5 protein-coding genes are annotated in these 6,202 nt (G+C 72.3%); all 5 read left to right on the top strand.

Annotation, left to right across the window (positions count from 1 at the left end):
• A partial coding sequence (locus tag QZX64_RS10220) for an NADH-quinone oxidoreductase subunit F (RefSeq protein WP_295659171.1) occupies positions 1–1,269 on the top strand: 1,269 nt, incomplete at its 5' end.
• Complete coding sequence (glp, locus tag QZX64_RS10215; RefSeq protein WP_295659168.1) at positions 1,253–2,482, top strand: gephyrin-like molybdotransferase Glp; 1,230 nt, start codon at positions 1,253–1,255, stop codon at positions 2,480–2,482. The genes QZX64_RS10220 and glp, both read left to right, overlap by 17 nt.
• A gap of 51 nt (positions 2,483–2,533) precedes the next feature.
• Complete coding sequence (locus QZX64_RS10210) at positions 2,534–4,417, top strand: molybdopterin biosynthesis protein (protein WP_295659165.1); 1,884 nt, start codon at positions 2,534–2,536, stop codon at positions 4,415–4,417.
• A 16-nt stretch (positions 4,418–4,433) separates the two neighbouring features.
• Complete coding sequence (locus tag QZX64_RS10205) at positions 4,434–5,360, top strand: substrate-binding domain-containing protein (protein WP_295659162.1); 927 nt, start codon at positions 4,434–4,436, stop codon at positions 5,358–5,360.
• Positions 5,361–5,404: 44 nt separating this feature from the next.
• Positions 5,405–6,178 carry a substrate-binding domain-containing protein gene (locus QZX64_RS10200; protein WP_295659159.1) on the top strand — a complete coding sequence of 258 codons (774 nt, stop codon included), beginning with the start codon at positions 5,405–5,407 and terminating at the stop codon, positions 6,176–6,178.
• The last annotated feature ends 24 nt before the right edge of the window (positions 6,179–6,202 follow it).

The raw sequence follows: 6,202 nt of genomic DNA, 5'->3' as shown, positions 1-6,202 counted from the left end.
CAACGCCACAAGGCAGTCATGAGCCAGAACCTCCTCTTCCAGGACATCGACGACCCGACCCTCCCGACGCTCGAGGGCTACCGCCGGCGCGGCGGCTACGGCGACACGCTGCGCAAGGCGCTGTCCATGCCGCGCGAGGCGCTCGTCACCGAGCTCGAGCACTCCGGCCTGCGCGGCCGCGGCGGCGCCGGCTTCTCCATGGGCAAGAAGGCCTCCTTCCTGCCCAAGGGCGCGATGGACAAGTACCTCGTCTGCAACGCCGACGAGTCCGAGCCGGGCACGTTCAAGGACCGCCAGCTGCTCGCGGAGCAGCCGCACCTGGTGCTCGAGGGCATGCTCATGGGCATGGTCGTCACCGGGGCCGAGGAGGGGTGGGTCTTCATCCGCCACGAGTACGGCCCGGAGGAGCAGGTGCTGCGCGCCGAGATCGAGACCCTGCGCAGCGAGGGGCTGCTCGGCGACGACGTGCTCGGCTCCGGGCGCCGGCTCATCGTCGACGTGTTCACCTCGCCCGGCGGCTACATCCTCGGTGAGGAGACGGCACTTCTCGAGTGCATGGAGGGCCATCGGGGCGAGCCGCGCAACAAGCCGCCGTTCCCGGGCAACTACGGGCTCTGGGGCCGGCCGACGCTGATGAACTCCGTCGAGACGTTCGCCGACGTCCCGATCATCACCATGAACGGCGCCGAGTGGTGGAACGCCCAGGGCACGAACGGCAGCACCGGGCTGAAGTTCTTCTCCGTCTCCGGTCACGTGGAGCAGCCGGGGGTCTACTGCGTCCCGATGGGCACGACGGTCGGCGACCTCGTCGAGCTGTGCGGTGGCGTCTCCGGCGGCCGGGCTCTGGGCGTGGTGCAGCCCGGCGGGGCGTCGTCGAACTTCATCGGCCCCGACAAGCTCGATGTTCCTCTCGACTTCGGAACACTCCAGGACGCCGGCACCATGCTCGGCTCCGGCGCGATGGTCGTGATCGCCGAGGGCACGAACACGCTCGCCGCTGCGACGAACCTCCTGCGTTTCTTCCGCAACGAGTCGTGCGGCAAGTGCGTGCCGTGCCGGGTCGGATCGACGAAGGCCCACAACCTGCTCGCCGACACCCTGAGCAACGGCGGTGAGCTCGATGACGAGCGGCGTGAGCGGTTGCTCGAGCTCGAGGTGGTCATGCGGAAGACGTCGATCTGCGGTCTCGGCCAGGTGGCACTGGGTCCGGTGGTCAGTGTCCTGGGGCGCTCGGCCAATGCCGAGGTGGACGGTGTCGGCAAGAACTGAGTTCTTCACGGCGTTGTCCGTCGCGGACGCCCTCGCCGGGTTTCGGCCGCAGCGGCGGACCGGGGTCGAGGGCGTCCCGCGCGACGAGGCGCTCGGTCGGGTGCCGGCGTCGGCGGTGACCTCCGGCCACGCGCTGCCCGGGTTCGCGCGGTCGACGGTCGACGGGTATGCCGTCCGCGCAGCCGACACCTACGGCGCCAGTGACGGGCTGCCGTCCTACCTCGACGTGCTCGGTCAGGTTCGGATGGGATCGGTGCCCGAGCTCTCCGTGCGTCCGGGCGCCGTACTGCAGATCCCCACCGGCGCAGCGATCCCTGAGGGCGCCGACGCCGTGGTGATGGTCGAGCACACGCAGGTGACCATGCCCGGCACCGTGGAGGTGACGAGACCGGTCGCGGTGGGTGACGGCATCGTCCGCGCCGACGAGGACGTCGTCGCGGGTGCGGTGCTCGCACCGGTGGGCCGCCCCCTGCGTCCGCAGGACCTCGGCCTGCTGGCTGCCGCTGGAGTCACCGATCTCGAGGTCAGGGCCCGGCCGCGGGTGGCGATCGTGTCGACCGGCGACGAGGTGGTTGCGGCCGACACCCAGCGCCTTGCCGCAGGCCAGGTGCGAGACGCCACCGCCTCCGCCCTGGCCGGCCTGGTGACCCGGGCCGGCGGCGTACCCGACTACCGGGGCATCGTCCCCGACGACCAGGAGGCGCTGACCGCCACGCTCGCCGAGGCGGTGGCCGAGAACGACCTGGTGGTCGTGTCCGCGGGGTCGTCGGTGGGCGCACGCGACGAGACGACGGCCGCGGTCGACGCGTTGGGAGACGCGACGGTGTTCTGCCACGGCCTCGCGATCAAGCCCGGGAAGCCCACCCTGCTCGCCGAGGTCGCCGGCGTGCCGGTGCTCGGTCTGCCCGGCAACCCGCTGTCCGCACTGGTGGTGTTCCGGATGGTCGGGCTCCCGGTGCTGCGGCTCGTGGGCGGGATCGAGAGGCCCGCGCCGGAGCCGACCGTGCCGGCCACCCTGTCCCGACCGCTCGCCTCCGCGGCCGGTCGGCTCGACGTCGTCCAGGTGACGCTGCGCGATGGCGAGGCGACCCCGATCTTCGGTCACTCGGCGCTCCTGTCGCTGCTCACCACCGCTGACGGGTACGTGGTGGTGCCCGAGCCGGCGACCGGGCTCGACGCGGGAGCCGCAGTGACCGTCACCCTGTACGTGTAGGACGATCTCCTCGTGACGCGCCCCGGCCCCAGCAGCCCCTTTGTCAGCGACGTGCCAGCGGCCGCAGCGTTCACTGCGTGGCTGGACGCCTGCCGCGAGGCAGCCTGCCCCGAGCGGCTCGACCCGGTGCGGGTGCCGGTCGCCGACGCTCTCGGCCGGGTGACCGCGGAGCCCGTCTGGGCGACCAGGTCCTCACCGGCCGCCGACCTGGCGGCGATGGACGGCATCGCGGTGCGCTCGGTGGAGACGAGCGGAGCCTCGCCGACCACCCCCAAGCTGTTGCCTCCGGACCACTACGTCGTGGTCGACACCGGCGACCCGGTTCCCGAGGGCTTCGACGCCGTCGTGATGCGCGAGAACGTCCACTACGAGCGCGACGCGGCGGAGATCATGGCGGCGGTCCCGCCCTACCAGCACCAGCGCTCGATCGGGGAGGACGTGAGTGCCGGCGAGCTGCTGCTGCCCGAGGGACACCGGATGCGGCCGGTCGACATCGCCTCCGCGGCGGCGGCCGGAGCGACCGAGGTCGTCGTACGCCGCCGACCGCGGGTGGTCGTCGTCCCCACCGGCGACGAGATCGTGCCCGTGGGCAGCGTGCCGGAGCACGGCGAGATCCTCGACACCAACTCGCTGATGCTGGTCGCCCAGGCGCGGGAGGCGGGGTGCGAGGCGTGGGCGACCCCGATCGAGCCCGACGACGTCGAGCGGATCGGGACCGCGGTCCGGACCGCGGCGGCGCAGGCCGATCTGGTCGTCGTGGTGGCGGGCTCGAGCGCCGGTCGCGACGACTACACCGCCGGCGTGGTGGCCGACCTCGGTGTGCTGGCCGTGCACGGAGTCGCGGTCCGGCCCGGGCACCCGGTCGTGCTGGGCGTCGTCGACGAGACCCCCGTGATCGGCTGCCCGGGCTACCCGGTCTCGGCCGCGCTGACCTTCGACATCTTCGCGACCCCTCTCCTCGCAGGGCTCGAGGGCGTGGCTCCGTCCCGGCGTCCCAGCGTGAGCGCCCGCCTGGCTCGCAAGCTGCCGTCGGTGATCGGGATGGACGACTGGGTGCGGGTGCGGCTGGGCGCGGTGCATGGCGAGGTCGTCGCCTCTCCGCTGCCCCGCGGCGCCGGGGTACTGACCTCACTGGTGCGGGCCGACGGACTGCTCCGGGTGCCGGCCGGGATCGAGGGGCACCATGCGGGCGAGCGGGTGTCCGTGGAGCTGCTGCGGGCACTGCCGGAGATCGAGCGCACCATCGTGGCCATCGGCTCCCACGACCTGGTCCTCGACCTCGCCGCCAACGCCTTGCGTGCCACCGATCCGACGCTGAGCCTGGTCTCCACCAACGTCGGGTCGCTCGGGGGCCTGGTCGCCGTGCGCGACGGCCTGTGCCACGTCGCAGGGTCACACCTGCTGCACCCGGCCACAGGCACGTACACGCTGCCGTACCTCGAGGACATGATGCCCGGGCGCGACCTGGCGGTCGTGCGTCTCGTCCATCGTGAGCAGGGTCTGATCGTGCCTCCGGGCAATCCACGAGGCGTCGCCGGCCTCGCCGACCTCGCCGACGGCCGCTTGTCGTACGTGAACCGTCAGCGCGGCGCGGGCACCAGGATGCTGCTCGACCACGAGCTGTCCCGGCTCGGCGTCGACCCGGGTGAGGTGCAGGGCTACGCCCGCGAGGAGCCCACCCACCTCGCCGTCGCAGCGGCCGTGGCCGCCGGACGGGCCGACTGCGGTCTCGGCATCCTGGCCGCGGCCCGGGCCTTCGGGCTCGACTTCGTCCCGGTGGCCAAGGAGCCCTACGACCTGGTGCTCGACGTCGCCGCCCTCGACGATCCATTGCTCGCGCCGCTGTGGGAGCTGCTCGCCGCACCCGGCTTCCACGACTCCATCGCTTCGTTGGGGGGGTACGACACGGCGGAGTCTGGCGCCCGCATCCGGTGATCTGTAGTCTGTATACATGACACAGATAGCACAGCTGCCGCACGCACTGGCAGCCAAGTTCGCGGCCCGTGTGGTGGCCGGCTCGCTCGTTCCGGGCGACCCTGTCCCCAGCGTCCGCGCCCTGGCCGAGGAGCTGCGGTGCTCACCGGGCACCGCAGCCCGGGCCCACGCTCTGCTGCGCGAGGCCGGCGTGATCGAGGGGCGTCCGCGCTCGACCGCGGTCGTGACCGAGGACGCGCTGGCACGAGCGCTGGCCTTCCGCTCCGCCACCGGAGCCGTCCGGCTGGCCGGCAGCGACGACCCCGGTCTTGACTACCTGGTGAATGCGGTGGGCCCGACCATCCAGCGGTCCACGCAGAGTGCGGGCAGCGTGGCAGGGCTGGCGCAGCTGGCTCGCGGCTCGGTGGACGCCGCCGCGGTGCACCTTCGTGACGGCCGGACGGGCGCGGCCAACGACCCGTTCGTGCGCCGGGTGCTCGGCGGAGAGCCGGCCACCGTGGTCCACCTGTGGCGTCGGCAGCAGGGCATCGTCGTCTCTGGCGGCAACCCGCTGGGCATCGCAGGTGTCGAGGACCTGGCGGGCCGCACGCTCGCGTGGCGCGCGCCCGGCACCGGTTCACGGCTGCTCCTCGACCGACTGCTCCGGACGGTCGGCGTCCTTCCTGCCGGTGGTGCCGAGTTCGGCTCGCACCTGGGTATAGCCGTCGCCGTCTCGACGGGTGCCGCCGACGCGGGACTGGCCGTGCAGGCCTCCGCCGAGGCGATCGGTGCCGACTTCATTCCCGTGGAGTGGGAGGACTTCGAGCTGGCGGTGGCCCCTGAGTCGCTCGAGCTCCTGCTGCCGGTGCTCGACGTGCTCGCCAGCAGCGTCGTCCAGGACAGGCTCACGCGCCTCGGTGGCTACGACCTGGACCGCAGCGGAGAGGTTCGGGTGGCCGCATGAGGTCGAACGCGCTGCTTGCCGCAGTCGCTGCCGCGGGTGTCTTGATGGCCAGCGGATGCTCTGGCGGCTCGGACGGTGAGACCGAGGCCATCCTCGCCACCACCACGAGCACCCAGGACTCCGGGCTGCTCGACGAGCTGCTGCCGGACTTCGAGGAGGAGAGCGGCTGCACGATGAAGACCGTCGCCGTGGGCTCGGGAGAGGCCCTCGAGCTGGGGGCGCGGGGCGACGCCGACGTCCTCCTCGTGCACTCCCCGGATGCGGAGGAGGAGTTCATGGACGATGGTCACGGCGTGAGCCGGGAGCCGGTCATGCACAACGACTTCGTGATCATGGGGCCAGAGGCCGACCCGGCGAAGGTCGAGGGCGCTGCCGACGCCACCGAGGCCCTGACCCGGATAGCCGAGGCGGAGGCGCCCTTCGCCTCGCGGGGCGACGACTCCGGCACGCACGCCAAGGAGCTCGCACTCTGGGAGGAGTCCGGGGTCGAGCCCGCCGGCGACTGGTACTTCGAGACCGGCCAGGGGATGGGCGAGACCCTCACGATCGCGGGCCAGAAGTCGGCGTACTCGCTCACCGACCGGGGCACGTTCCTAGCCACCGCGAACCTCGACGCCGCGATCACGTTCGAGGGCTCCGACGACCTCCAGAACTTCTACCACGTGATCGTCGTCGATCGCGAGGAGACAGCCCCGTGCGCCGAGGACCTGTCGACGTGGCTCCTGGAGCCCGAGGTGCAGGAGCGGATCGGTGACTTCGGCGTGGAGGAGTACGGCGAGCCGCTGTTCGTGCCCGACGCCGAGTCGGGGGAGGAGTAGTGGTCGACCCGGTCTACGAGGTGC

This window comes from uncultured Nocardioides sp. (genome assembly GCF_902805925.1).
Classification (GTDB): domain Bacteria; phylum Actinomycetota; class Actinomycetes; order Propionibacteriales; family Nocardioidaceae; genus Nocardioides.
This window is presented reverse-complemented; position numbering and strand designations above follow the sequence as displayed.